The following is a 1,142-nucleotide window of genomic DNA, read 5'->3' as shown; positions in this document are numbered from 1 at the left end:
GGACATCCTTTCGGGGGCGAGCCCCTGATCTCGGATGTCCGTCCAACCGGATCAAGCCCACTCAACCCCGCCGGTCTGCCAGGCCCGATACCAGCGGTTGGCCGACATCCGGCTCACCCGAAACCGGCGTGCGACCTCCGGGGCTGAGACTCCTTGGGCGAACAGGTCGGCGGCCTCGAAGCGCAGCCGCTCGCGTTTGGCGCGTTGCTCGGCGGTCAGTCCACCACCCTCGCCGTACCTCATGCCTCCGGCATAGACGGTCCTGCGCCGGTCGTCACTACCCTTCAGCGCTGTAACTTCGGCCCTTCAAACTCAGTAGCAGCCAGCGCAACCAGCTCCCATGGCCAGGCTCCCAGCATTCCCACTCCAGGCAGTCCGGAGCGAAATAGATCACATGGCCGGGATCACCCGGCAGTGAACTGGCAGCGACGCCACCACCTTTGATCGCGAAGACGCCACCGAGCACGTCATAGGCCACGATCAGTCGGGACGGCGCCGTATGCGCGGAAGCGGTCTCAGTCAGGGTGTTCGCTCGCAGCAGGTCGGACATGCCGGGCACAGCTGAGGGACCTCCCAGCACGCGTACCCAACCGTGGTCGACCAGCAGGCCATCGGAGTGCAGCGCCATGGCTCCAAGCCACGACCGCGCCGACACCTGCAGGCGGTGCAGGCACGTACGGCCCTGCTCGGTCCCCTCGGACGGCAGCGTCCTTGTGCTCACGTCGCTGACGGTGACTTCCTCCAAGAGGGCTGGCCACGCCGGATCGTCAACGGTGACGAGTTCTCCCACGGTTCGCATGCTGGCACGGTGGCACGGTGGCACGAAGGATCCGGATGGAGCGGGACCTGTACAGCAGCGCCGTACAGCAACACCGCCTTACACGATCACATGACACCGGCCCGCATCCACCGCCTTACCAGGGCGGGAGACCGTTAGCGAGGTGACCGACCGCCCTTCCCTGCGGATCAGAAGGTTAGGGGTTCGAGTCCTCTCGGCCGCGCAGCAGCTCAAAGGCCCATTCCGATCATCGGACGCTGTTGGTTAATTCCGCCTCGCTGGATCTCATCCAGCGGGGCGGAGCGCTGCGAAGGGCGAGATGCGAGTCTTGGCGAGTGGTCTGCCGGTGAGCCAGGCATCGATG

1 protein-coding gene and 1 pseudogene are annotated in these 1,142 nt (G+C 65.8%); both read right to left on the bottom strand.

The features are described 5' to 3' along the window. Positions 1-66: 66 nt before the first annotated feature. A pseudogene (locus tag IEZ08_RS39045) lies at positions 67-243 on the bottom strand (helix-turn-helix domain-containing protein); the annotation flags it as partial. Positions 244-277: 34 nt separating this feature from the next. Further along, a complete protein-coding gene (locus IEZ08_RS39040) occupies positions 278-790 on the bottom strand; it encodes a DUF2625 family protein (protein ID WP_189244247.1) in 513 nt (170 codons plus the stop codon). Between the last annotated feature and the right edge of the window lie 352 nt (positions 791-1,142).

Source organism: Planobispora rosea (assembly GCF_014648175.1).
Classification (GTDB): Bacteria; Actinomycetota; Actinomycetes; order Streptosporangiales; family Streptosporangiaceae; genus Planobispora; species Planobispora rosea.
Note: the sequence above shows the minus strand (reverse complement) of the source record. Positions and strands in the feature narration are given on the sequence as shown.